General features: G+C 60.2%; 19 protein-coding genes. 10 read left to right on the top strand and 9 right to left on the bottom strand.

What is annotated here, in order from left to right; genetic code table 11:
- Positions 1-6: 6 nt before the first annotated feature.
- The 7 genes from algG to yaaA form a co-directional block, all read right to left on the bottom strand.
- Positions 7-1575 (bottom strand): mannuronan 5-epimerase AlgG, encoded by a 1569-nt coding sequence (gene algG / locus BOP96_RS00260; protein WP_073451588.1) that lies wholly within the window; start codon positions 1573-1575, stop codon positions 7-9.
- Complete coding sequence (locus BOP96_RS00255) at positions 1575-3065, bottom strand: alginate export family protein (protein ID WP_014717006.1); 1491 nt, start codon at positions 3063-3065, stop codon at positions 1575-1577. Before BOP96_RS00255 ends, algG begins: the two co-directional genes overlap by 1 nt.
- Positions 3062-4582, bottom strand: a complete 1521-nt coding sequence (algK, locus tag BOP96_RS00250; protein WP_373420024.1) for an alginate biosynthesis TPR repeat lipoprotein AlgK — start codon at positions 4580-4582, stop codon at positions 3062-3064. The genes BOP96_RS00255 and algK overlap by 4 nt, the downstream gene beginning before the upstream one ends.
- A gap of 8 nt (positions 4583-4590) precedes the next feature.
- Complete coding sequence (locus BOP96_RS00245; protein WP_073451586.1) at positions 4591-5757, bottom strand: alginate biosynthesis protein Alg44; 1167 nt, start codon at positions 5755-5757, stop codon at positions 4591-4593.
- Positions 5758-5794: 37 nt separating this feature from the next.
- Positions 5795-7276, bottom strand: a complete 1482-nt coding sequence (gene alg8 / locus BOP96_RS00235; protein ID WP_003188740.1) for a mannuronan synthase — start codon at positions 7274-7276, stop codon at positions 5795-5797.
- 83 nt (positions 7277-7359) lie between these two features.
- Positions 7360-8676: a nucleotide sugar dehydrogenase gene (locus BOP96_RS00230; RefSeq protein WP_014717010.1), complete on the bottom strand. Its 1317-nt coding sequence runs from the start codon at positions 8674-8676 to the stop codon at positions 7360-7362.
- Positions 8677-9554: 878 nt separating this feature from the next.
- A complete protein-coding gene (yaaA, locus tag BOP96_RS00225) occupies positions 9555-10334 on the bottom strand; it encodes a peroxide stress protein YaaA (RefSeq protein ID WP_014717011.1) in 780 nt (259 codons plus the stop codon).
- Positions 10335-10454: 120 nt separating this feature from the next.
- On the opposite strand from yaaA, the gene BOP96_RS00220 reads away from it, so the two are divergent.
- The 6 genes from BOP96_RS00220 to moaE all read left to right on the top strand — a co-directional run bounded on the left by BOP96_RS00220 (position 10455) and on the right by moaE (position 18612).
- A complete protein-coding gene (locus BOP96_RS00220) occupies positions 10455-11579 on the top strand; it encodes a polysaccharide deacetylase family protein (RefSeq protein ID WP_014717012.1) in 1125 nt (374 codons plus the stop codon).
- A 340-nt stretch (positions 11580-11919) separates the two neighbouring features.
- Positions 11920-13314, top strand: a complete 1395-nt coding sequence (locus BOP96_RS00215) for a PhoH family protein (RefSeq protein ID WP_003188745.1) — start codon at positions 11920-11922, stop codon at positions 13312-13314.
- 295 nt (positions 13315-13609) lie between these two features.
- Positions 13610-17338 carry an autotransporter domain-containing protein gene (locus BOP96_RS00210; protein ID WP_073451583.1) on the top strand — a complete coding sequence of 1243 codons (3729 nt, stop codon included), beginning with the start codon at positions 13610-13612 and terminating at the stop codon, positions 17336-17338.
- 109 nt (positions 17339-17447) lie between these two features.
- Positions 17448-17921: a cyclic pyranopterin monophosphate synthase MoaC gene (gene moaC, locus BOP96_RS00205; RefSeq protein WP_073451581.1), complete on the top strand. Its 474-nt coding sequence runs from the start codon at positions 17448-17450 to the stop codon at positions 17919-17921.
- Positions 17918-18160, top strand: a complete 243-nt coding sequence (gene moaD / locus BOP96_RS00200) for a molybdopterin converting factor subunit 1 (RefSeq protein WP_014717016.1) — start codon at positions 17918-17920, stop codon at positions 18158-18160. The genes moaC and moaD overlap by 4 nt, the downstream gene beginning before the upstream one ends.
- 2 nt (positions 18161-18162) lie before the next feature.
- Positions 18163-18612 (top strand): molybdopterin synthase catalytic subunit MoaE, encoded by a 450-nt coding sequence (gene moaE, locus BOP96_RS00195; RefSeq protein ID WP_014717017.1) that lies wholly within the window; start codon positions 18163-18165, stop codon positions 18610-18612.
- 128 nt (positions 18613-18740) lie between these two features.
- Here moaE and rhlB read toward each other — a convergent pair whose 3' ends face one another.
- Together rhlB and BOP96_RS00185 are read right to left on the bottom strand one after the other, a co-directional pair.
- Positions 18741-20207, bottom strand: a complete 1467-nt coding sequence (gene rhlB / locus BOP96_RS00190; RefSeq protein ID WP_014717018.1) for an ATP-dependent RNA helicase RhlB — start codon at positions 20205-20207, stop codon at positions 18741-18743.
- A 95-nt stretch (positions 20208-20302) separates the two neighbouring features.
- A complete protein-coding gene (locus BOP96_RS00185; RefSeq protein WP_014717019.1) occupies positions 20303-20959 on the bottom strand; it encodes an alpha/beta hydrolase in 657 nt (218 codons plus the stop codon).
- Positions 20960-21305: 346 nt separating this feature from the next.
- Here BOP96_RS00185 and BOP96_RS00180 point away from each other — a divergent pair, with 346 nt between their 5' ends.
- The 4 genes from BOP96_RS00180 to BOP96_RS00165 all read left to right on the top strand — a co-directional run bounded on the left by BOP96_RS00180 (position 21306) and on the right by BOP96_RS00165 (position 25475).
- The gene (locus tag BOP96_RS00180) at positions 21306-22337 is read left to right on the top strand and encodes an amino acid ABC transporter substrate-binding protein (RefSeq protein ID WP_014717020.1); all 1032 of its coding nucleotides are present in this window, start codon (positions 21306-21308) and stop codon (positions 22335-22337) included.
- 72 nt (positions 22338-22409) lie between these two features.
- Positions 22410-23591 (top strand): amino acid ABC transporter permease, encoded by a 1182-nt coding sequence (locus tag BOP96_RS00175; RefSeq protein WP_019817630.1) that lies wholly within the window; start codon positions 22410-22412, stop codon positions 23589-23591.
- Positions 23592-23601: 10 nt separating this feature from the next.
- Positions 23602-24699: an amino acid ABC transporter permease gene (locus BOP96_RS00170; RefSeq protein WP_014717022.1), complete on the top strand. Its 1098-nt coding sequence runs from the start codon at positions 23602-23604 to the stop codon at positions 24697-24699.
- Between the two features lie 11 nt (positions 24700-24710).
- Positions 24711-25475, top strand: a complete 765-nt coding sequence (locus tag BOP96_RS00165; protein WP_003188759.1) for an amino acid ABC transporter ATP-binding protein — start codon at positions 24711-24713, stop codon at positions 25473-25475.
- The last annotated feature ends 49 nt before the right edge of the window (positions 25476-25524 follow it).

Here is a 25524-nt window from a genome sequence, read left to right as displayed (position 1 = left end):
TCATCCTCAGTCCTGCAATTCGGTCTGGCGTTCGACGGGGTCGATCAGCACGGCTTTCTGCTGGCGCACCAGCAGGTCGAGAATTTCTTCCTGGCGGTCGCCCAGGATGCCGGAGAAGCTGATGCCGCTGGATTTGGTCGGCGCCAGCATCGACACGCGATACAGCTCGATACTCAACGGCGAGTCGATGGACAGCGGCCCGCTGCCGTTACCCGCCAGTTCACCGCCGACCACGATCAGCGAGACCTTGGCGTCGAACGGGTCGAGGGCGATGTCGCGGTCGGTGTCGGTCAAGTCCTTGATGTGGCCGTACACGCCGGTCAGCCCGTTGGCCATCGAGGTGTTTTCGTAGAGCTTGATGTTCACGCTGTTACGCACGCGGATCCCGTGGCGACGGTTGCTGATCACCTTGTTGCCCCACAGCAGGTTGTCGCCGCTCTCATAGAGGGTGATGCCGTCGGTGTGGTTGCGGTAGATCTCGTTGTCGGCGATCAGGTTGTTCACGCTGTTACGGTCGATCACCAGGCCCGAAAGCTTGTTGTCATAGCTGCGGTTGTTGAAGATGAAGCTGTCGTTCACTTCCCGGGAAATGATGATGCCGTGCTTCTTCTTGGTACCGTACACGGTGTTGTCCGCGATGATCAGGCCGTGAGAACGGTCATGGGGGTCAATGCCGTAGACGATGTTGTCTTTGTAGGTATTGCCCTTGATCACAAAGCCCGTGGTCTCGTAGCAGTAGAAGCCGTACCACATGTCCGAGAACTCGGAGTCGATGATCCAACCGGTCGGCTCGGGGCGCTTGAGCACCTTGGCCATGTTCGGCGTGTACTGGGAAATACTCACCCCGTAGGACTTACTGTTGGCGTAGCCGAAGCTGGCCATCTTGGTCTTGGAGATATAGGTCTCGGTGCCGCCCCAGGCCAGCAGGAACGGGCGGAACTCCTTGGCCGACTTGAACAGCGCCGGGCCGTTGGTTTTTTCATCCCAGCCGGTGACCTTGGTGTCACGCACGAACAGCTGGCCGTCGTTGATCAAAAACGCGCCGGCTTGTTGGGACAGGCGCAGTTCCTGGGTGTTCTTATCGATATCGAGGATGCCTTTACGGCCCACCACGATCGGCAACTTGGCCAGGAACACACCCGGCGACGTTTCGCTGAAGTACTGCTTGGGCACTTTGCCCAGCAGGTCCTTGAGGTTCATGTAGCCGTCATCGACGAAGATCGCCTGGGGAATGCCATGCTGGCGCACCACCCATTCGGCCATCTTGTTATCGCCGCCGATAAAGTCCTTGAGCGCGTCTTCCTGCATCATGCGGTGGATGCTGATTTTGCCCGCCTTGGTCTTGACGATTTTCTTTTCCATCGCCTGCGCGGTGTAGCCCGACAGGTCGGGCAGCGCCGGTTTGGCCATTTCCAGCGGCGCGGTGGGCGGGCTGGAGATGGTGTAAGTTTTGGCCTGTTGCAGTTCCTTGGCGATGATCGGCGCCTTGGCCGCCGTATCGGCAAACGCTGTGGCGCTGGCCATCAGCATTGCCGCGACGAGTAGGCTTTGAGCATTCATGGCGCAGGCTCCCATCAGAATTTCCAGACCACGTCGACAAACGCGCGGTGCATGTAGGAATCGACCTGGCTGCCATAGGCATCGCCGGGCTTGAACACGCCGGCACGCAAACGCACCAGGGCTGAAGGCTCGTCGATCGACTGGCTCAGCGCCGCTGGCAGCAAGCCTTTCTTGAAGTACTTGGTGACCACCAGGTCCATTTCTTGGCCGAGGTCTTTCTTGCCGTCTTCCAACGGCAGGGAGGTGCTGGAGAGGATCGCGCCGGTGACGTCATCGGTGTTGTTCTGCACCGCGTCGATGCCGTTGCTGCCCACCGGCTTGTTGCCGTCCACGCGCCAGAACTTGTGGTACACCAGGCTGGCGTCATAGTCCTCGCGCAGCTGCCAGGAACCGAACAGGCTCATGGACTGCATGTTGTTCATTTCGCCGCGAAACGCTTCACCAAAGCGATGCACACGGGACTGGGTGCCGGTCCAATTCGAACGGTTGCTTTGCAGGCCGTTCTGTTCGTACTCGGCACTGGCGCGCGAGTACGCGGCACCCACTTGCCACTGCGGATCCAGGCGCAGGCGCACGCCGATATCGGTGGCCCAGCCGCTGACGTCATCGCTGCGTTTGGCGGAGGTGGGGCGGCTGCCGTCGGCGTTCAAGGCGTTGACCTTGTCGCGGTCGCCTTTCATGCCGGTGATGCTCGCCCAGTAGTTGACGGTGTTGGTGTTGCGCCAGTTGTAGGCGTCGCTATTGGCTTCGATGCCCAGCCAGGTGAGATCGCCGTTTTCGCGCTTGTCCAGCGGGTCGCTGGCCACACCCGGTTCGGCGTAGTCGAGCTTGCCGTCGTCGTGGGTGTGGTGGCCGCGCAGGCCGATCCACTGGCCCGGTGTCCACTGGTAGGCGGCGTCGGCGTAGAAGTGCTGGCGGTCCTTGTCGACCGGCGACAATTCCTTAAGGTCGGTGCGGTATTCGCTGAAGCGTTCGGCGGCGCCGACATTGGCCTTGAGCAAGGTGGTGTCGAAGGTCCAGTTCAACGCTTCGATGTTGGTGTCGCGCCACTGGCCGTCGTCATTGCGCAGGCGCTGGCGGCCGAACTTGAGGATCTCGCCGGGGTAGGGCGTGAAGCCGCTGTAGCCGACCCAGAACTCACGCAGGGCCAGGTAGTTTTTCTTGGCCTTGCGGTCGTCGTTGCTCGACTGCTGCTCGGTGGTGTCATCGGCCGACTGTTGCAGGGTGTCGGTCTCGATGATGTCGCTGGACACCACTGCCTGGCCCATGGCGTAGGCGCTCCACGCGCCGCTTTCGCCGTAGATCCAGGGGCGCAGGTCGAGGCCGATGCCGTTGACGTCGCCGCCTTTCTGGGTGCCCAGGTCGCGGTCATCTTCAGACTGCGCGGTGGCTTTGACTTCCAGGCCGAAGTTCTTCGCTTCGGTGAGCGCGGCCAGGGTCGGGCACGACCACAGCAGGGCGAAGGACAGGCCGATACCGGCCTTGACGAATGGGTTGAGCTTCATAGGGATTCCTCGCCGTCTTCTTCTTGCAGGGCGTGCAGTTGCAGCGTGCTTTGGGCCAGGGTGCCGCGGGCGGCCAGTTCCTGTTGCACCAGGCGTTGGCCTTCGGCGCGTTGCGCAGGCGTCAGCGGCGCTTCGAGCTGGGTGGCCAGGTCATTGGCTTCTGGCGTGTCCTGGGCCTTGGCCAACTGGCTGAAGACATAGGCGTTCAATGGGTCGGGCTTGGTGCCCTTGCCTTGGGAAAACAGTTGGGCAATGGCGAAGTCGGCGCTGTTCTGGCCGTTGCGCGCTGCGGTCAGCAGGTGGTCCAAGGCTTTTTGCGGGTATACCTTGCCCAGGTAGCCACGGCGGTAGATCTGGCCGAGGTAGTAATCTGCGGCCACTTCACGGCCCACGGCTTTTTCGAAATGCGCCTCGGCGGCCTTGGCATCGGCGGGCACCCACTTACCTTCGTAGTAGAGCTTGCCCAGCAGCAATTCGGCGCGTGGCTGGTCGGCGGCGCGGCCGTTGTCCAAGTACTTCATCATCTGCTCGACATCGCCTAGTTCGGGGAAGTCGTAGAGCAGTTGCGCCAGGCTGACCCAGGACGCCGGGTAGCCAGGGGCGATTTTTTCCAGCAACGCCTGGGCGGTTTTTTCGTCCGGGGTGCCGAGGGTGGCATCGCCGAGTACGCGGGCCACGCTGTCGACGCGCTGCGCAGTCACGGTGCCACGGCTTACGCCTGCTTCCATCTGCTTGAGCAATTCGGCCTGTTGTTCCGGCTGCTGTTTTTTCTGATAGACCGTGGCCAGTTCGACGTAGCAGATATCGGTGGTGTTCAGCGCGGCTTTGCAGATGCGCTCCACATCATCCAGATGCTGGTCGTAGGTACCCTGGGTGCGATACAGCAGCACCTGGGCCAGGCCGGCCTCCGGGTAACCCGCCGCCTGCCATTGGCTGATCTGCTGTTGGGCATTCACATTGGGGAAGCTGTGGGGGTATTGCAGGTACAGCATCGCCAGCGGGATCAAGGTGTTGCCTTCGCCATTGGCAAAGGCTTTTTTCAGCAGGCTTTCGGCTTCATGGTGCTCGGCCTCAGTGGCGCCCGGCTTGGCCGCCAACAGGCGACCCAGGCGTGCCTGGGCGCGGGGCGAGGTGTCTGCCGCCGCACGGTAGGTGGCTTCGGCCTGCTTGATTTGCGCTGGGTCGCGGGTGCCGACCTGGATATCGGCCAGGCCCACCTGGGCCTCGCTGTAGCCCAGTTCCGCCAGTTGCTGGTAATTCTGCTGGGCGGTGACGGTGTCGCCGCGTTTCAGCGCTTCATTGGCCAGGCGTTGGTCGGGCAGGCCGGCGCAACCGGCCAGGCTCACGGCCAGTGCCAGCGCGCAGTACGCAGAGGCCAGGTGAAATTTGCTCTGTGTGGGAGCTGGCTTGCCTGCGATGGCATCGCTGCGGTGCAACTGATGCACCGAGTCGCCTGCATCGCGGGCAAGCCCGGCTCCCACATGGGTCAACGGTGTATTTGGAAGAGTCACAGGCATGTCCTCGCTTACAGACCGTGAGCCATGGCTTTGTCGATCAGCCAGTTCAGCGATGGGCCACGGTCGCTGGTGACTTCCACCGGGCGGCCGGCGTAGGTGCTGTCCAGCGGTGCGTCGGGCTTGATCTGCACACGGATGTCAGAGGACAGGTCGGCGCTGCTCAGGCTGGTGCTGCTGACGATGGTGCCGGTGCGTACTTGTTCTTCGTCGGCGACCTGGAAGTTCACCTGCGTACCTGGGCGCACATCACCGAACTGGCGATAGCTGAAGCGCGCTTCCACATTGGCCTGGCTGCCGCGTGGCACCAGTTGGAAGATCACATCACCCTTGCTGGCGTACTGACCGTCGGCGACCAATTGCTGGGCGACCACGCAATCGCAGGGCGAGGTCAGGGTGCCGGTCATTTGCTTGCCGAACAGCTCTTCAACCTTGGCCGGTTGCAGTTGGTCTTCGTCCAGGTGGCCCTTGAGTACGTCGAGCATACTGGTGCTGAACGTCGCCAGTGGCGCGCCCTTGGCCGCAACCGAATCACCTTTGAGCAGGCTCTGCACGGTGCCGTCACGGGGCATGGTCACGTTCATGCCCGGTACGCTGACGAGGCCTGCCTGGGCGTGGCTGACGAAGTACATGCCGTAGAGCGACTTGACCACAAAGCCGAAGGCCGCCAGGCCGACCAAAAAGATCGCCAGGCTGAATGTCACGGCGCGCAGGCGACCGAACGCAGTCATGCCGCTGCCGCCGTCCTTGACCTTGCGCGCTTTGGTGAAGTTGTCGCGTTGCAGGGTCGCCAACACATCGCCCATGGTCACGATGTCGCCGGACAGGTGCGAAGTGATCAGGTGACGCAGGGTAGAAATATCCTGGGCATCGAGGTTCTGGAACTGGCAGCCGGTGCGGCCGGTCTGGCGGTCGTAGGAGCGAATCTGCAGCTCCACATCCATGGCCAGGCCGAGGTTATCGATCACGAACTGCAGGCGGCCCTTGTGCACTTGGCCGACGGTGAGCGGCTGGGTGGCGGTAAAGGCCAGGCCACCGGCGGACAGGTCGATCACGCGTGCTTCAGTTGGCGTGCGGTCGCTGTTGAAGAAGCGCAGCTTGGCCGGGATTTTCACCCGGGCGTGCTGGCGCTGGGCTTCGGATTCGTGGACAACGTTGGCGTTTACTTGGCTGTTCATAGTATTCGATTTCCTAGTTAATTCAGGCTTGGCAGGGTCAGACCATCATCAGCAACACGGCAACGAAGATGCTGCCGGCGGAGAAGGTCATGGTCCGAGACGACCAGGTGTTGAACCAACGTTGAAAGCTGGCCAAATCGCGGGTCAGTTTGGTGTCCTGGCGGGTCCAGGACTGTTGATCAAGGCGGAAGAACACGTAGATCTTCACCAACGCGCCCATGATCTGGTTGTAATAGAGAATCAGCGGGTAGGCCGGGCCGATCTTGTGGCCGGAGCACGACAGCAGCAGGGTGAGGATCAGGCGGGTGATGCCGATCCACAGCAGGTAGGCGAGGATGAAGGCGCCGCCGTACTTGAAAGTGGCAATCATCGCTACGGTCAGGCCGAGCAGGGAGGTCCACATCGACACGCGCTGGTCGAACAGCACCACGCTGGTGAACAGGCCCAGGCGACGCACGCCCAGGCCGAGGGCACGGGAGTTCTGGCGCAAGTTGTTGCCGTACCAGCGGAACATCAGTTTGCGGCTGGCCTTGATAAAGCTCTTTTCCGGCGGGTGTTCCACGGTGTTGATGGCGGCGTCCGGCACGTAGAAGGTGTCGTAGCCCAGGCGCATCAGGCTGAACCAGCTGGACTTGTCATCGCCGGTGAGGAACTTGAAGCGGCCCAGGCGCCAGTGTTGCAGCGAGTCGCTTTCCACATCGGCGATAAAGCCCGGGTCAGTCACTACGCTGGCGCGGAATACCGACATGCGCCCGGTCATGGTCAGCACGCGCTTGGACAGTGCCATGGAGCACATGTTGATGTGGCGTTGGGCAAAGCGCAGCTTGTGCCACTCGCTCATGATGTAGCCGCCGCGCACTTCGCAGAATTCGTTGGTGGTCAGGCCGCCGACATTGCCAAACAGCTGGAACCAGGGGACAGTCTTGCGCACGACGCCTTCGGCCAGCACGGTGTCGCCATCGATCACGGCCACCACGGCGCGATCGTCCGGCAGGTGGCGGGAGATGGCGCGGAAACCAAACGCCAGGCCGTCGCGTTTGCCGGTACCGGCGATGCGCACGAAGTCGAGCTTGACGTGAGCCGGCGGGTTGAGCTTTTCCCAGAGGCTCTTGACCAGCAGCTCATCGGACATTTCCACCAGCGAGCACACCACGGTGGTGGGAAAGCCGCAGTCGATGGCTTCACGAATCACCGAGCTGTAGACCTGGGCGGTGGTCAGCGCGTCGATACGGAAACTGGTGACCATCAGGAACACATGGGACGGGTCGGCGGCCTTGCCCAGCTTGCGCACTTTGCGGCGCAGGTGCGGGTACACCACGTAGAGAAACAGCATGCCGCGAAAGAAATGCGTCGCACCCATCGAGTAGCGCCAGATACCCACAGCGCCAATCAGGAAAATAAAATTCTTCGATTGCGAATCGAAGGTACTCGCCGGCAACAGCAGGGCGAGACCCATCAGCAGGCTGAGAAAGAACAGCCAGCCGGCCGATTGCAGAAATACATGTTTTAACTTGGACATAAGCGTCATCCGCAAGGTGAGGAGGCTTCAGGCTGCAAGCGCTGGGGATAAAGCCACTGGCAGCCTGAAACTTGCCGTTGCTGTTACCAGCAAATACCTTCGGTACGGCCGCTCACGCTGGTGGCCTTGGACATGAAGCCCACCAGGTCGACCACTTGCTTGCCTTCCGGAGCGTTATGCGCCAGGGCACGGAACTTCTCGTCACGGTTACCGAGGATGATCACGTCGGAGTTGTTGATCACATCATCGAAATCCGAGTTGAGCAGGGACGACACGTGCGGGATTTTGCCTTCGATGTAGTCCTTGTTCGCGCCGTGCACGCGGGCGTATTCGACGTTGCTGTCGTAGATGCTCAGGTCGTAGCCCTTGCCGATCAGCATTTCTGCCAGCTCTACCAGCGGGCTTTCACGCAGGTCATCGGTGCCGGCCTTGAAGCTCAGACCCAGCAGCGCAACTTTGCGTTTGTCGTGGCTGGAGACGATGTCGAAGGCGTTCTGTACCTGGGACTCGTTGCTGCGCATCAGCGAGTTGAGCAGCGGTGCTTCCACGTCCAGGGAGCCGGCGCGGTAGGTGAGGGCACGCACGTCTTTGGGCAGGCACGAACCGCCGAAAGCGAAACCTGGGCGCATGTAGTACTGGGACAGGTTGAGGGTCTTGTCCTGGCAGACCACTTCCATCACTTCACGACCGTCAACGCCGACGGCCTTGGCGATGTTGCCGATCTCGTTGGCGAAGGTGACTTTGGTGGCGTGCCATACGTTGCAGGTGTACTTGATCATTTCGGCAACGGCGATGTCCTTGCGGATGATCGGCGCGTCGAGTTCTTCGTACAGCGATTGCAGCACATCGCCGGAGGCTTTATCGAACTCGCCGATAACGGTCATCGGTGGCAGGTCGTAGTCGGCGATGGCAGTGGATTCACGCAGGAATTCGGGGTTGACCGCAACGCCGAAGTCGACGCCGGCTTTCTTGCCGGAGCAGTCTTCCAGGATCGGGATTACCACGTTGGCGACAGTGCCCGGCAGTACGGTGCTGCGCACCACGATGGTGTGGCGGGTGGTCTTGTCACGCAGCACAAAACCGATCTCGCGGCATACCGACTCGATGTAGTTCAGTTCCAGGTCACCGTTCTTCTTGCTTGGCGTGCCGACGCAAATCATCGACAGGTCGGTATCGCGAATCGCCTCGGCGAAGTTGGTAGTGCCACGCAGTCGGCCCGTCTGGATACCCTGGCTCAACAGCTCGCCCAGACCCGGTTCAACAATCGGCGACTTACCGGCATTGATCAGGTCGATCTTTTCCTTGGAAATGTCTACGCCGACCACTTCGTGGCCACGGGCAGACAGGCAACCGGCACACACTGCGCCAACGTAACCCAAACCAAATATGCTGATGCGCATCGCAATTACCTCTTTGTTTAATTCATGCCATTAAATGGCCGGAGTTCATGTTTGCAAGCGTCACTGATGCCGCGAAAGTTAGGCGAATAGACGCCGACTTACCGCGTGCAGGCATGTTGAATAACGAGTGACTAACTATTGCACTCAAGTTGTGCGCAACGAGGCCTTATTATTGGGGCTTGCCCTGAAATGCAGCCGTGCTTCCTTGGAGGAAGGCTCCGGCGCCGGTGCGGCAAGGTTTTGATGCAGGCAAAATGCCTTTTTTATCAATGCCTTGTGTGTTTGCACGGGCTCATTTAGGTCAGCGCTGCCTTGGCCTGCAGGGGATAGCAATGCGTACTTATCGCCACCCTTAACTCGATCAGTTGATGTTATGACCATAGAACCAAAGTGTTTTATGACAACTTGGCTACTTCCGTTGGTCGCTATGTAAGTCATCTCTTACGTAAGCAGAGAATTTCGTTACCGGTGGTATGAGCGGTGCTTCAGGACGAAGTTCCGGGCCACTCATCCCCTTTCCCGAAATTTTTTGAAATATTAGAAAAGATGGCACTGGTACTATATTGATAGCACTTGCTATTTAGGCCAGTAGTTATGGGGAGTTGGTGCGAGGGGATAGTTTTGTGCCACTACCGTTTAAAAAAAGTGGTGCCACTACGAAAAAAACCGACGGGTGTCGAGTGAAGAAATCGTTAGGGTTGTGTCTGGATGTTTTTATGGCGCCAAATAAATGACGATTGATGGGGTGGAATGCAGGCAAAAAATGTGGGAGCTGGCTTGCCTGCGATAGCGGTGTATCAGCGACATGTGAGTCGGCTGACCCTCCGCTATCGCAGGCAAGCCAGCTCCCACAGTTGATGTTGGTGGCTGTACAGGCCTTATTCCGGTGCGTGATCGCGCAAAAACACCAGGTTATCCGGCTTGGATTGCTCCGCATTGAAGCGATAACCCTGCACATCGAACTGCTTGAGCTTGGCCGGGTCGTTGATGCGTTCTTCAATCACAAAACGGCTCATCATGCCTCGGGCCTTTTTGGCGTAGAAGCTGATGATCTTGTACTGACCGTTCTTCAGGTCCTTGAACTCGGTATTGATGATCCGCGCGTTCAAGGCCGTGCGCTTGACTGCCGAGAAGTACTCATTGGAGGCCAGGTTAAGCAGCACATCGTCGCCTTGTTCGGCCAGGGCCTCATTCAACCATTCGCTGATGCGTGTGCCCCAGAACGCGTAAAGGTCCTTGCCGCGGGCGTTGGCCAGCTTGGTGCCCATCTCCAGGCGATACGGCATCATCAGGTCCAGCGGACGCAGCAGGCCGTACAGGCCCGAGAGCATACGCAGATGGTCCTGGGCATAGCTGAAATCGGCATCGCTGAAAGTCTCGGCATTCAGGCCGGTATACACATCGCCCTTGAACGCCAGCAGCGCCTGCTTGGCGTTGGCCGGAGTGAAGGCCGGCGTCCAGCTGCCGAAGCGCGCGGCGTTGAGGCCACCGATCTTGTCGGAGACGTGCATCAGCTCACTGATTTGCGCCGGGCTCAGTTCGCGCAGTTGCTCGATCAGTTCCTGGGAGTGGTCCAGGTACTGCGGCTGGGTGAAGCGCGCAGTGACCGGCTTGGACTCGAAGTCGAGGGTTTTGGCGGGGGAAATCACCATCAGCATGAAGTTGGCTCCTGGAATCGTGGGCGAGATTCTAGGGGTTGGGGCGTTTTGACTCCACCTATGATGGCGATAGATGCGATCCGCTATGATGGGCGGTAACTCTGTAGAGGGAGACCCCGTGTGCGATTAGCGCTTTTATTGTCCGCTTGCCTGCTGTGCCTGAATGCCCAGGCCGCGCCGGTGGATGTCGCCAGCCTGGACCGTGGTACCTGGCCGGAAAAACTCGCCAGCCCGGCGCTGTTCGATGTGGCTTCGCGGGCGGAGATCCTGATGTTCGCCCACGGCCTGCTTGCCAGCGAAGCCCTGGACGACGCGGCGCTCAAGCAACGGCTGGGGCTGAAGATCATCAACCTGGCCGCCATCGATGACCTGCGTCGCCAGCTCTGGCAACGGCTGTTGGAGAACTACACATTCGCCCAGCAGAGCTGCGAAGCAGATGCCTCGTTCTGCTACCTGGTGGAAAACATGGACGATCTGCGCGAGCAGGCCGGCAAGTTCGAGGTCAGTGACAACTCTTTCTATATAGGCTGGGCTGCCCCCAGTCGGCACTTTCATGAGCGCTATCTGGATGAGCTGCTGCGCAAGGCTGCGCTGTTTCCGCAGATCAGCAGTGAAGTGGCGCGCTTTGGCGATCATGAGCGCAATGGCGACGAGCTCAACGATCGCATGTTCCTGCTGACCTTCGACGGTGGCCCGGCGTTGATGGGCGGTAATACCGATTGGCTGACCGACTACCTGCGCAAGCAAAAGATGAACGCCGCGTTCTTCGCCCTTGGCAGCAGTTTGCAAAGCCGTGTGGAGCGCAGTTCTGTCTCGGATGTGCAGGCGCTGTATCAGGGGCAGTGCGTGGGTATCCAGGGGTGGCAATACCGTTCCCATAGCCATTGGGTTGACTGGCAAAGCTCCATCACCCGCAGCGCAGCGCTGGTGCAGAATCTGCTGCCGGAAAACTATGTGCCGCTGTTCCGTCCGCCCTATGGGCAGCGCCGTGCGGACAGCCAGGGCTTCTTCCAGCAACAGGGTTTGCAGGTGGCGTTATGGGACATCGATTCCCAGGACGAGCCGGGCAAGCTCAAGGCCGATGAGTCGGCGCAACGGGTGCTGACGCTGATGCTGCTATGGCGCAAAGGCGTGATCGTGTTTCATGACACCCAGGACAAGGCGCGGGTGGCATTGCCGATGGTATTGCAGGCAACGACGCAGAGTGGCTTGGGTTGGCAGGAGTGTCGCGAGGCATTTCGATGAAGTGCCCGGCTTTGCTGGCGATGGGGTGTTTTCGGGGTGATTTGCTACGACATTTCGATGCAGGCGGACTTCCGACTTTAACGGGGTACATGGCACTCGGCTAGTGCTATTCGTCATCCTGAAAAATAAACTTCAAAAAAGCGTCAAAGTACTTTTTCCTGTCATGGGTTTTGCGGTATTACGAAGTCAGACCGCCGAAACCTGCAGCACAGGTGGCGTCTTCCAAGACTCCTCCTGTGGGCACTGCACTTGACCTTGTTCAAGGTGCAATCGGTGGTCGAATCGAGGCGCAGCACCGCCCAGGTATTGCGTCGAATGGCTCCCACAAAGGTGACCGAGTATGGATGATCATGGACGTAACCCTTCTTCCGACCAGCCAATCCTTTATGTGCTTGATACCAACGTATTGATCCACGATCCAAACGCACTGCTGAACTTCGAAGAACACCACGTCGCCATCCCGATGATCGTGCTTGAGGAGCTCGACAAACTCAAAAGCGGCCACCACAGCGTTGCCGCCGAGTGCCGCCAGGCCATCCGCCTGATCGACAAGACCCTGGGTGAAGCCTCGCCCGAGGACGTTGAAGTCGGCGTACCGATCCAGCGTGGCAAGGGCGGCCCGAAGGGCTTGCTGTCGATCCTGATGAGCAAGCGCAGCGAGCCCAACAGCCTGCTGCCGGAAAACCTGAACGACAACAAAATCATCAACCAATTGATCGACCTGCACGCCCGCGACAAGGACCTGCGCGTGGTGCTGGTGACCAAAGACATCAATATGCGCCTCAAGGCACGAGCGTGTGGGATCGCTGCCGAGGACTACAGTACCGACCAACTGGTCGACGATGTGTCGATGCTCTCGCGTGGTTATCACATGATGACCGGTTCGTTCTGGGACCGTGTGAGCAAGGTCGAAACCCGTCAGGACCACGGCCGCACCTGGCATCAGGTACAGCTGATCGACAACCTGCCGGCCGTGCATATCAATGAGTTTATCGTCGATGAACAGGGCTTCGTGGGCTGGATCAAAGAGATCCAGGTCGACAAGTTGCTGATCCTCGACCTGCATCAGGAACCCCTGTTGCACCAGGAAGCCTGGGGCCTGAAACCGCGTGATATCTACCAGAGCCTGGCGCTGTATGCGCTGCTCGATCCGGACATTCACCTGGTCAACCTGACCGGCGCCGCAGGTTCGGGCAAAACCATCCTGGCCCTGGCCGCCGCCATCGAACAGACCATGGTCACCAAACGCTATCGCCGCATCATCGCCACCCGCAGCGTGCAGGGCCTGGACCAGGAAATCGGCTTTCTGCCCGGTACCGAGGCGGAAAAAATGGAGCCGTGGCTGGGGGCGATTACCGACAACCTCGAAGCCTTGCACATGGATGACGAAAACACCCATGGCAGCGTCGACTACATCCTCAGCAAAGTGCCGTTGCAGTTCAAATCCCTCAACTACATCCGAGGTCGCAGCTTCCAGCAGAGCCTGATTCTGATCGATGAATGCCAGAACCTCACACCGCACCAGATGAAAACCATCATCACCCGTGCCGGCGCCGGTTCCAAAGTGGTGTGCCTGGGCAACCTGGCGCAGATCGACACCCCTTACCTGTCCGCGACCAGCTCCGGGCTGACTTACCTGACGGAACGCTTCAAGGACTTCCCGAACGGCGTGCACATTGCGCTGCAAGGGGTACCGCGTTCGATCCTGGCTGAATACGCCGAGTCCCATCTGTAACTACGCTGAACCCGCTGCGAAAAGCCCTGGATTTTTCACGAAATCCGGGGTTTTTGTTATGTGCGACATTTGCCTGCGTTAACGCGTCCTGGGTGCTTGTGGTTTCTGTAATTATTTTGTTACATTTTTTCTGCGGTAAAAACAATAAGAACACTGCTTGACCCCGTCGGAACGCCACCTCCTTGATTCGACGAACGCTTGGAAAACCTGTCCAGGGTTTTCACCGTGACCCTGCCTATTACAAAAGCCCGAAACACCGCTCATTGATGACGCACATATCCAAAGGGAAAGGAAAATGGACGTAGCAGGTAATGGCTTCACTGTGTCGCAACGCAATCGTACCCCCCGTTTCAAGACCATCCCCCTCACACCCATAGCACTCGGCCTGGCGTTATGGCTGGGCCACGGTTCCATGGCCAGGGCAGACGATAACCCTTACACCCCGCAGGTATTGGAGTCGGCGTTCAGGACAGCCGTCGCCTCATTCGGCCCTGAGACTGCCGTGTACAAAAACCTCAGGTTTGCCTACGCGGATATCGTCGATCTCGCGGCCAAGGATTTCGCCGCCCAGTCCGGCAAGTTCGATTCGGCCCTCAAGCAAAACTACGAGCTACAACCCGAAAACTTGACCATCGGCGCCATGCTCGGCGACACCCGGCGGCCACTGGACTATGCCTCGCGCCTGGATTACTACCGCAGCCGGCTGTTCAGCAACAGCGGCCGTTACACCACCAATATCCTCGACTTCTCCAAAGCCATTATCGCCAACCTGCCGGCCGCCAAGCCTTACACTTACGTCGAGCCGGGCGTTAGCAGCAACCTCAGCGGGCAGTTGAACGCAGGCCAGTCCTGGGCTGGGGCAACCCGTGACTGGAGCGCCAACGCGCAAACCTGGAAGACCCCGGAAGCCCAGGTCAACTCCGGCCTGGACCGCACCAACGCGTATTACGCCTATGCCCTGGGCATCACTGGCAAGGGGGTCAATGTTGGCGTGCTGGACTCGGGCATCCTCACCGAACACTCCGAGTTCCAGGGCAAGAACGCTCAGGGCCAGGACCGGGTGCAGGCGGTGACCTCCACGGGCGAGTACTACGCCACCCACCCGCGCTACCGCCTTGAAGTGCCCAGCGGCGAGTTCAAGCAGGGCGAACATTTCAGCATCCCAGGGGAATACGACCCCGCGTTCAACGACGGGCATGGCACAGAAATGTCCGGGGTGCTGGCCGCCAACCGCGACGGCACCGGTATGCACGGCATTGCCTTCGACGCCAATCTGTTTGTCGCTAACACCGGCGGCAGCGACAACGACCGCTACCAAGGCTCCAACGACCTCGACTACAACGCATTCATGGCCAGCTACAACGCCCTGGCGGCGAAGAACGTGGCGATCGTCAACCAGAGCTGGGGGCAGAGCTCGCGTAATGACGTGGAGAACCACTTCGGCAACGTCGGCGACAGCGCCGCGCAGAACCTGCGCGACATGACCGCCGCCTATCGCCCGTTCTGGGACAAAGCCCACGCCGGGCAGAAAACCTGGATGGACGCCATGGCCGATGCGGCCCGGCAAAACACGTTCATCCAGATCATCTCTGCGGGCAACGACAGCCACGGTGCCAACCCGGACACCAATGCGAACCTGCCGTTTTTCAAGCCGGATATCGAAGCTAAGTTCCTCTCCATCACCGGCTACGACGAGACCAGCGCCCAGGTCTACAACCGTTGCGGTACCTCCAAGTGGTGGTGCGTGATGGGCGTGTCGGGCATCCCGTCCGCCGGCCCCGAGGGCGAAATTATCCCGAATGCCAACGGCACCTCGGCCGCCGCGCCGAGCGTCTCCGGAGCCCTGGCGTTGGTGATGCAGCGCTTCCCCTATATGACGCCCAGCCAGGCGCGGGACGTGTTGCTGACCACCTCCAGCCTGCAGGCGCCGGATGGCCCGGACACGCCGGTTGGCGAGCTGACCGGAGGCCGCACCTATGACAACCTGCAACCGGTGCATGATGCCGCGCCGGGTGTCCCACAAGTACCAGGTGTGGTCAGTGGCTGGGGCTTGCCCAACCTGCAAAAAGCTATGCAAGGGCCGGGGCAGTTCCTCGGTGCGGTAGCAGTGGCGTTGCCCAGCGGTACCCGCGATATCTGGGCCAACCCGATTTCCGATGAGGCCATTCGCGCCCGTCGCGTAGAAGACGCTGCCGAACAGGCGACCTGGGCCGCCACCAAGCAGCAAAAAGGCTGGCTCGATGGCCTGCCCGCCAATGCCTCGGCCGACGATCAGTTTGAATACGACATTGGTCATGCCCGGGAGCAGGCAACACTCACCCGCGGCCAGGACGTGCTCACCGGCAGCACCTACGTCGGTAGCCTGGTCAAGTCCGGGGATGGCGAGTTGGTGCTGGAAGGCCAGAACAGCTATTCGGGCAGTACCTGGGTGCGCGGAGGCAAATTGTCGGTGGACGGCGCATTGACCTCTGCCGTGACGGTAGATAGCAGCGCCGTAGGCACGCGCAATGCCGATAACGGCGTGATGACCACACTGGGCGGCACCCTAGCCGGCAACGGCACGGTGGGCGCCTTGACCGTCAACAACGGTGGGCGAGTGGCCCCGGGGCATTCGATTGGCACACTGCGCACCGGCGATGTCACGTTCAACCCGGGTTCGGTGTATGCCGTCGAAGTCGGGGCCGATGGCCGCAGCGACCAGTTGCAGAGCAGCGGGGTGGCGACCCTCAATGGCGGTGTGGTGAACGTGTCCCTGGAGAACAGCCCCAACCTGTTGACCGCCACCGAGGCGCGCAGCTTGCTGGGCCAGCAGTTCAATATCCTCAGTGCCAGCCAAGGTATCCAAGGGCAGTTTGCAGCGTTTGCCCCCAACTACCTGTTCATAGGCACTGCGCTCAACTATCAACCGAACCAATTGACCCTGGCGATAGCCCGCAACCAGACCACCTTCGCCAGTGTCGCGCAAACCCGCAATGAGCGAGCGGTGGCGACGGTGGCCGAGACATTGGGCGCTGGCAGCCCGGTCTACGAAAGCCTGTTGGCGTCGGATTCCGCCGCCCAGGCGCGGCAGGGCTTCAAGCAACTTTCAGGGCAATTGCATTCGGACGTGGCCGCAGCGCAAATGGCTGACAGCCGCTACCTGCGTGAAGCGGTCAACGCTCGCCTGCAACAGGCGCAGGCACTGGACTCCAGCGCGCAGATCGACAGCCGTGACAACGGCGGTTGGGTACAGCTACTCGGTGGACGCAACAACGTCAGTGGTGACAACAACGCCAGCGGCTACTCCTCGTCCACCAGCGGCGTACTGCTGGGCCTGGACACCGAGGTGAACGACGGCTGGCGTCTGGGGGCGGCGACCGGTTACACCCAAAGCCACCTTAACGGCCAGTCGGCGTCGGCCGACAGCGACAACTATCACCTGTCGGTCTACGGCGGCAAACGCTTCGAGGCGATTGCCCTGCGCCTGGGCGGTGCCAGCACCTGGCACCGTCTGGACACTTCGCGTCGGGTGGCCTATGCCAATCAGTCGGACCATGCCAAAGCCGACTACAACGCGCGCACCGACCAAGTGTTTGCCGAGATCGGCTACACCCAATGGCGCGTGCTTGAACCCTTCGCCAACCTCACGTATCTGAACTATCAAAGCGACTCGTTCAAGGAAAAAGGCGGTGCTGCAGCCTTGCATGCCAGCCAGCAAAGCCAGGACGCGACGCTCTCCACCCTGGGCGTGCGTGGCCATACTCAGTTGCCACTCACGTCCACCTCGGCGGTGACCCTGCGCGGTGAGCTGGGGTGGGAGCACCAGTTTGGTGACATCGATCGTGAAGCTTCTCTGAAGTTTGCCGGTAGTGACACGGCCTTCGCCGTCAACAGCGTGCCTGTGGCGAGGGATGGCGCGGTGATCAAAGCCAGTGCGGAAATGGCCCTGACCCAGGACACCTTGGTGTCGTTGAACTACAGCGGCTTGCTCTCCAACCGAGGGAACAATAACGGCATCAATGCCGGGTTTACTTTCCGGTTCTAACCTTGAATGTAGGAGCGAGCAAGCTCGCTCCTACAGGATGGGATAAACAGCCCTGCGCAAATTTTGACCCACAGGTTTACAATCGCTGCTCCTGATCAGGAGTATTGCTGTGCTGACTCATCTCGATTCCCAAGGTCGCGCCCACATGGTCGACGTCACCGACAAAACCGTGACGTTCCGTGAGGCCGTGGCGCAAGCGCGGGTGCGCATGCTGCCCGCCACCCTGCAAATGATTGTCGACGGCGCCCACCCCAAAGGCGACGTGTTTGCCGTGGCCCGCATTGCCGGGATCCAGGCAGCGAAAAAAACCAGTGACTTGATCCCTCTGTGCCACCCGTTGATGCTCACCGGCGTCAAGGTGGAGCTGAGTGCCGACGGCACAGACGCGGTTCGTATCGTGGCGCGCTGCAAACTCTCCGGGCAGACCGGCGTTGAGATGGAAGCCCTGACCGCCGCCAGCGTCGCCGCACTGACGATTTACGACATGTGCAAGGCGGTGGATCGCGGCATGACCATTGAGAGTATTGGCCTGCTGGAAAAGCTGGGCGGTAAGAGCGGGCATTTCAAGGCGGATGAGCAATGAGTATCAACGTACTGTTTTTTGCGCGCTACGCCGAAGCGGTGGGCTTCGATTCGCTGGAGATGGAAGGTGAGTTTGCCACTGTTGACGCCGTGCGCCTCGCGCTGGCTGCTGATCCGGAATTCGCCGTGCTCAACGAAGCGAGCCTGATGTGTGCGCGCAACGAGGAGTTGTGCAGCCTGGACGAGCCGGTGCAAGCCGGCGATGAAGTCGCCTTCTTCCCACCCGTGACCGGGGGCTGATCATGGCCATTCGTGTGCAGGTCGAAGCCTTTGATCCAGGTGCCGAAGTCAACGCCATGCACGCGGCCAACGTGGGCGTGGGCGCGGTGGTGAGCTTTGTCGGCTATGTACGCGACTTCAATGACGGGCGCGAGGTGTCGGGGATGTTTCTTGAACACTACCCCGGCATGACCGAAAAAGCCCTGGCCAAGATCGCCGTGGAAGCCGAACAGCGCTGGCCGTTGCTCAAGCTGGAGGTGCTGCACCGTATCGGCACGCTGGAACCGGGCGAGCCGATTGTGTTTGTCGGCGCGGCCAGTGCGCACCGGCAGGCGGCGTTTGATGCCTGTGCCTTTGTAATGGACTACTTGAAGACGCGGGCGCCGTTCTGGAAGAAGGAAAACACCAGCGAGGGGCCGCGTTGGGTAGAAGGGCGCAGCAGTGACCACGCCGCAGCGGATCGCTGGAAGTAGCCAGCCAGACGTAGAAACCAATGTGGGAGCTGGCTTGCCTGCGATAGCATCACTCGGATTGACTGAAAAACCGAGGTGTCTGCATCGCAGGCAAGCCAGCTCCCACATTTTTTTATCGCATTCTTGTATCAGGGGCGTTTGCGTTCTACAGCCCGCAGCAAGTGCGTCGGCGGCGTCTCGCAGCTGATCTTGCGCCCCAGCAACGCCTCGATGGATGGCAACTGGTACGAGTCATCCTCGCCCGCAAAGCTGATCGACACACCCGCAGCCCCAGCACGCCCGGTACGGCCGATGCGGTGCACGTAGTCGTCCGGTACTTCCGGCAGGGTGAAGTTGATCACGTGGCTGATGCCGTCGATATGAATCCCGCGACCGGCTACATCGGTAGCCACCAGCACGCGGATCTTGCCTTCACGGAAGCCTTCCAGGGTCTTGATGCGCTTGTGCTGCGGTACATCACCCGACAGTTGCGCAGCGTTGACGCCGTCGCGCACCAGGCGTTCTTCGATGCGGCGCACCTCGTCCTTGCGGTTGGCGAAGACCATCACGCGTTCCCAACCGTTGTCGTTGACCAGGTTGTAGAGCAGCTTGTACTTGTCGGCACCGGCGACGGCGTAGATATGCTGCTCGACGTTTTCGCTGGCAACGTTGAGTGCTTCGATCTCGACGATAGATGGGTCGGTGGTCCACTGCTTGGCGAGGTTCATCACGTCTTCGGTGAAAGTCGCGGAGAACAGCAGGGTCTGGCGCTCGGCTTTCGGCGGCGTCTGACGAATGATCTGGCGTACTTGCGGGATAAAGCCCATGTCGAGCATGCGGTCGGCTTCGTCCAGCACCATCACTTCGACCATGTCCAGGTGTACGTCGCCACGCTGGTTGAAGTCGAGCAGGCGGCCCGGGGTGGCGACGAGGATGTCGCAGTGACGGGCTTCAAGGTGCTTGAGCTGCTTGTCGAAGTCCATGCCGCCCACGAACGTCATGACGTTGAGGCCGGTGTACTTGGTCAGGTCGGCGGCGTCCTTGGCGATCTGCACCACCAGCTCCCGGGTCGGGGCGATGATCAGCGCACGCGGTTCACCCATGTAGCGCTCTTTGGGCGGCGGCGTTTGCAGCAGCTGGGTGATGATCGAGATCAGGAACGCGGCGGTCTTGCCGGTGCCGGTCTGGGCGCGGCCGATGGCGTCTTTGCCCGCGAGGGTGAAGCCCAGCACTTGCGCCTGGATGGGCGTGCAGTACGGGAAACCCAGGTCCTGGATGGCGTGCATCAGTTCCGGGGCCAGTTTGAAATCGTGGAAGCGGGTCTTGCCTTCCTGGGGTTCGACGACGAAGTCTTCGAGTTTCCAGGGGGTCACGGGCGGCTTGGGCGCACGTTCGCGACGGGGCTTGGCCACAGGCGTCGGGGCGGGCTCGGCAGGCTTTACCTGTTCAGGCGGCGTCACCGTGGTTTTGCTCGGTGAGGCGGCGGGTGCGTTCCGGCCGGGCTGTTGACCGTCATTGCGGTTGCCGGGCTTGGGGGCAGGAGCACTGGGAACAGGCGCGAGCGGCTCAGCCTCGCTTTTGCCGAACATCTTCTTGAGTGCTTTGAGCACGGTCATCTCATTAATTGGTTAAGGAATGTACGCCGGCCAGTGTAATGCAAGAATCGAGCGCGGCGTAGTGCGTCTGTCATACGGCTACATAAACACGGGGTTCAGCGCAGGCGTTCAGTCAGCCAGGTGCCAATATCGTGTATCTCTTGGGGTAACACTTCGTGGCCCATTGGGTATTCCTGCCATGTCACGGTGACACCACGGCCCTTCAAATGCTCGTAGGCGCTGCGGCCCATGGCGTTTTGTACCACTTCGTCGTACTGGCCGTGCAGGCACAGCGTGGGGATGCGTTGCTGGCTGGCGGATAATTCCAGCTCATTATCGAAGGTGGGCGCATAGGTGGAGAGGGCGATCACACCGCCCAAGGGGCCCTCCCATTTCTTAAACGCGGTGTGGAAGACCACCGCGCCACCTTGAGAAAAACCGGCGAGGAAAATTCGCGAGGTGTCTATTCCGGTTCTCTGTTGCGCCTCGATCAGGTCGGTGACCATTTTTGCCGACGCTTCCAGTTCTTCCAGGCTGATCGAACGGGCCGGGCTCATGGCCTTGATGTCGTACCAGCTAGGCATCTCGTAGCCACCATTAATGGTCACCGGACGCGTAGGTGCCTGGGGCAAAACGAAGCGGGTGGTCAGCAGGGTTTCCTGCAGGGCTTCGGCCACCGGCAAGAAGTCGTAGCGATCGGCGCCCAGGCCATGCAACCAGATAACGCAGGCGTCTGCGGGCTTGGCGGGCTGAAGAATCAAGGGTTCGGTCATGTCTGCTCCATAGATGTGCGGGCGCTCCGATGAGGTGCGTCGGAACGGTGCGCAACAGGTTGATCTGTTAAGAGAATGTCGCAAGGCTGAATCTTTTGCCATGTAACCGCAGTTGCAGCCACTCGACCAAGACTCTGGTACGCGCCTTGCTATGTGTAGCTCGATGTCAGAACTCTCCTAGGACGGTAACACTATCAGTGACTGCCGCCTGTGGGAAAGCAACTGGAATTACCGCAAAAACCTCATGCTGCTTGGCCCCAAAAAAAACCAACACGGGTCGATATCGCCTCATAAGGGTGCGCTGAGGTTGGAGCTCCGACACAACAAGAGCAATTGGAGGTTTGTAATGAAGGTATTGAAATCCACCCTGGCCATCGTCTCTGCGGCGGCTGTACTGGGTGTCAGTGGTTTTGCCCACGCGGGCGCCACCCTGGACGCCGTGCAGAAGAAAGGCTTTGTGCAGTGCGGTGTGAGTGACGGCCTGCCGGGTTTCTCGGTGCCGGATGCCAGCGGCAAGATCCTCGGGATCGACGCTGACTATTGCCGCGCGGTGGCGGCTGCCGTATTTGGCGATGCCACCAAGGTCAAGTTCAGCCAGTTGAACGCCAAGGAGCGTTTCACCGCGCTTCAATCCGGCGAAGTCGACATCCTGTCGCGCAACACCACCATGACCAGCTCGCGCGACGCGGGCATGGGCCTGAAATTCCCGGGCTTCATTACCTACTACGACGGCATCGGCTTTCTGGTGAACAACAAGCTGGGCGTGAAAAGTGCCAAGGAACTGGATGGTGCAACCATCTGCATCCAGGCCGGTACCACCACCGAGCTGAACGTTTCCGACTATTTCCGCGCCAACAACCTCAAATACACCCCGATCACCTTCGACACCTCCGATGAAAGCGCCAAGTCGCTGGAATCCGGGCGTTGCGACGTACTGACTTCCGACAAGTCCCAGCTGTTCGCCCAGCGCAGCAAGCTGGCCTCGCCGAAAGACTACGTGGTGCTGCCGGAAACCATTTCCAAGGAGCCCCTGGGCCCGGTCGTGCGTAACGGCGATGACGAGTGGCTGGCCATCGTGCGCTGGGTGGGCTACGCCATGCTCAACGCGGAAGAGGCCGGTGTGACCTCCAAGAACGTCGAGGCTGAAGCCAAGGCCACCAAGAACCCGGACGTTGCGCGTCTGCTCGGTGCCGACGGCGAATACGGCAAAGACCTGAAAGTGAAGAAGGACTGGGTGGTACAGATCGTCAAGCAAGTGGGTAACTACGGCGAGATGTTCGAGCGCAACCTGGGCAAGAGCACGCCGCTGGAAATCGACCGTGGCCTGAACGCCCTGTGGAACAACGGCGGCATTCAATACGCACCCCCTGTGCGCTGATCGCTGATGGTTCTGTCACCCGGTAGGCCAACTGCCGGGTGATGTTCTGTTCCATTATTTTCGGGGCACTTCATGCAAAATAAAATCGGCGCACCCAAGCAGAAGCTCAGCTTCAGCGACCCCAAAGTGCGTGCGTGGCTGTTCCAGATCATCACGATCGTGGCGGTGGTCTCGCTGGGCTGGTACCTGTTCCATAACACCCAGACCAACCTGCAACACCGGGGCATCACCTCGGGTTTCGACTTTCTTGAGCGCAGTGCCGGCTTCGGCATCGCGCAGCACTTGATCGACTACACCGAATCGGACAGCTATGCCCGGGTGTTTGTCATCGGCCTGCTCAACACTTTGCTGGTGACCGTCATCGGTGTGGTGCTGGCAACCCTGCTCGGCTTCATCATCGGCGTGGCGCGCTTGTCGCCCAACTGGATGATCAACAAGCTGGCGACGGTGTACGTGGAGGTGTTCCGCAATATTCCGCCGCTGTTGCAGATCCTGTTCTGGTACTTCGCGGTGTTCCTGACCATGCCAGGGCCGCGCAACAGCCATAACTTCGGTGACACCTTCTTTGTCAGCAGCCGTGGCCTGAACATGCCGGCAGCGCTGGCCTCCGACGGGTTCTGGCCGTTTGTCACCAGCCTGGTGGTCGCCATCGTTGCCATCGTGCTGATGACCCGCTGGGCCAACAAGCGCTTTGAAGCGACGGGGGTTCCCTTCCATAAATTCTGGGCGGGCCTGGCGCTGCTGGTGGTGATCCCGGCGTTGTGCGTGTTGATCTTCGGTACGCCGCTGCATTGGGAAATGCCCAAGCTTGCGGGCTTCAACTTCGTCGGTGGCTGGGTGCTGATCCCAGAGTTGTTGGCGTTGACCCTGGCGTTGACCGTGTACACGGCGGCGTTCATTGCGGAGATCGTGCGCTCGGGCATCAAGTCCGTCAGCCATGGCCAGACCGAAGCGGCACGTTCACTAGGCCTGCGCCCGGGGCCGACGCTGCGCAAGGTCATCATCCCGCAAGCGCTGCGCGTGATCATTCCGCCGCTGACCAGCCAATACCTGAACCTGGCGAAAAACTCGTCGTTGGCCGCCGGTATCGGTTATCCGGAAATGGTTTCGCTGTTTGCCGGCACGGTGCTCAACCAGACCGGCCAGGCCATTGAAGTCATTGCCATCACCATGAGCGTGTACCTGGCGATCAGCATCAGCATTTCCCTGCTGATGAACTGGTACAACAAGCGCATTGCGCTGATCGAGCGGTGAGGACACACCCATGACTACGCATACGTTCAAACCTGACATGCCACCGCCGAGCAAAGTCTTCGGGCCGGTGGCCTGGATGCGCGCCAACTTGTTCTCGAGCTGGCTCAATACACTGCTGACCTTGCTGGCGATCTACCTGGTGTACCTGGTGGTGCCACCGATCCTGCACTGGGCCATCCTCGATGCCAACTGGGTGGGCACCACCCGCGCCGACTGCACCAAGGAGGGCGCCTGCTGGGTGTTTATCCAACAGCGCTTCGGGCAGTTCATGTATGGCTACTACCCCGTCGACCTGCGCTGGCGCGTGGACATGACGGTGTGGCTGGCCATCGTGGGCGTGGCGCCGTTGTTCATCTCGCGTTTCCCTCGCAAGGCGATCTACGGCCTGGGCTTTCTGGTGTTGTACCCGATCATCGCCTACTGCTTGCTGCACGGCGGCGTGTTCGGCCTGAGTAATGTGGCGACCAGCCAATGGGGCGGCCTGATGCTGACCCTGGTGATCGCCACCGTGGGCATTGCCGGCGCCTTGCCGCTGGGCATTGTGCTGGCGCTGGGACGGCGTTCGAACATGCCCGCCATTCGGGTGGTCTGCGTGACCTTCATCGAGTTCTGGCGCGGCGTGCCGTTGATCACCGTGCTGTTCATGTCGTCGGTGATGCTGCCGCTGTTCCTGCCTGAAGGCATGAACTTCGACAAGCTGCTGCGGGCGCTGATCGGTGTGATCCTGTTCCAGTCGGCCTATGTGGCCGAAGTGGTGCGCGGTGGTTTGCAGGCGATTCCCAAGGGCCAATACGAAGCCGCTGCGGCGATGGGACTGGGCTACTGGCGCAGCATGGGCCTGGTGATCTTGCCGCAGGCCTTGAAGATGGTGATCCCAGGGATCGTCAACACCTTCATCGCCCTGTTCAAGGACACCAGCCTCGTGATCATCATCGGCCTGTTCGACCTGCTCAACAGCGTCAAGCAAGCCGCCGCCGACCCCAAATGGCTGGGCATGGCCACTGAAGGCTACGTGTTCGCCGCCCTGGTGTTCTGGATTTTCTGTTTTGGTATGTCGCGCTATTCCATGCATCTGGAACGCAAGCTCGACACAGGCCACAAGCGTTAGGAGTTCTTTTTATGAGCGAAGCAATCAAACAGCCTGTGAGCCCTGAAGGCATTATCCAGATGCAGGGCGTCAACAAATGGTACGGCCAGTTCCATGTGTTGAAAGACATCAACCTCAACGTCAAGCAGGGCGAGCGTATTGTGCTGTGCGGCCCTTCGGGGTCGGGCAAGTCCACCACCATCCGCTGCCTCAACCGCCTGGAAGAGCACCAGCAGGGCCGCATTGTGGTCGATGGCGTGGAGCTGACCAACGACCTCAAGCAGATCGAAGCGATCCGCCGTGAAGTCGGCATGGTGTTCCAGCACTTCAACCTGTTCCCGCATTTGACCATCCTGCAAAACTGCACGCTGGCGCCGATGTGGGTGCGCAAGATGCCCAAGCGCAAGGCCGAGGAAATCGCCATGCACTACCTGGAGCGTGTGCGCATTCCGGAGCAGGCCCACAAGTTTCCCGGGCAGCTTTCGGGTGGCCAGCAACAGCGCGTGGCGATTGCCCGCGCGCTGTGCATGAAGCCCAAAATCATGTTGTTCGATGAGCCGACGTCGGCGCTGGATCCTGAGATGGTGAAAGAGGTGCTGGACACCATGATCGGCCTGGCTGAAGACGGCATGACCATGTTGTGCGTGACCCACGAAATGGGCTTTGCCCGCACCGTGGCCAACCGCGTGATCTTCATGGACAAGGGCGAGATCGTGGAACAGGCGGCACCGAATGACTTCTTTGATAACCCGCAGAATGAGCGGACCCGGTTGTTCTTGAGCCAGATACTGCATTGATGGAGTGTTAAAAATAAACCCGGCCTGGTGCCGGGTTTGTTTTTTGCCC

The organism is Pseudomonas sp. FSL W5-0203 (assembly GCF_001896155.1).
Lineage (GTDB): Bacteria > Pseudomonadota > Gammaproteobacteria > Pseudomonadales > Pseudomonadaceae > Aquipseudomonas > Aquipseudomonas paracarnis.
This window is presented reverse-complemented; position numbering and strand designations above follow the sequence as displayed.